Source organism: Candidatus Caldatribacterium sp., assembly GCA_014359405.1.
GTDB classification, from domain to species: Bacteria; Atribacterota; Atribacteria; order Atribacterales; family Caldatribacteriaceae; genus Caldatribacterium; species Caldatribacterium oleiphilum.
Window position 1 is genome coordinate 2,668 of record JACIZN010000154.1, and the last position, 949, is coordinate 3,616.

1 pseudogene (cut by a window edge) is annotated in these 949 nt (G+C 54.3%); it reads right to left on the reverse strand.

What is annotated here, in order from left to right:
• Positions 1-658 (reverse strand): annotated as a pseudogene (locus H5U36_09640) (hypothetical protein) (it extends 254 nt beyond the left edge of the window).
• Positions 659-949: the final 291 nt, after the last annotated feature.

The following is a 949-nucleotide window of genomic DNA, read 5'->3' on the forward strand; positions in this document are numbered from 1 at the left end:
TCTTCCCCAAGGTGAGTATAACACTCTCTATCCCCTGGGTAAAGAAGAAGGTGAAGAATTCTTCCCAGCCCGCAAGGTTTCTCCGGGGTTTTCCAAAGGTGATTTCAGCCTCCTCCTGGTTCATTTTTATTCCGAAAGGAGGAGAGGGGAGCTCGCGAAGAGTCCTTCCCCTCCCGTCGATTATGACCTTTTTCCCTTGGCAACGGAGGAGTGCTTCGGCGTGGAATTCCGGGAAAGACGGGGGCACGCTGCCACAAAGGAGAACCATCGCCGCCTTTTCCTGGAGAGTTTCAAGTGTACCGAGAAATTCCGCCTTCTCCTCTGAGTTCATCTCATGAGGAGGCTCAAAATACACAATCTGGCGCCATGCTTTGTCCACGACGGTTGTCACTACTCGGGTTGGAGAACGGACCCATACCGGAACGGTCTCGATACCCTCTTCGACGAGGAGGTCAAAGACCCGCCTCCCCGTGTAGCCCCCAAGGGGGAGAAGGTGAACGCAGGGGACTGCGAGTTCCCGGAGGACCCGGCAAACATTTGAGCCTTTTCCTCCGGCGATTTCGCTCACCCGAAGGACCTCAACCCGTCCCTCGGTTTTGTGGACATCCACAAAGAGAGTTTTGTCAAGGCAAGGGTTGGGTGTGACAACGAGGATCATGGCTTTGGGAACGCAAGAGGGCAGGGAAAACAAAAGTTGCACAGAAGGTCAGAGCAAAGTATCGCACCCAGAGCCAGAAGGAGCCTTCAAAAGGTACAACCTTCCCTCCAAGGTAAAGGAGCGCAACTCCTCCCACTCCTGCGAGGTACTCCTTTGGTAGAAAAGGTCTCTTTTTGAACTGGGTTCGGCAGGCGAGAGCGTGCCCAAAGAGTGCCCCACTCAGGGCACCGGAAGTCTTGTGGGCAAGGGGTGAGGGAGCAAAAAGGAAGAGCAAAACACTCAAAAGACCAA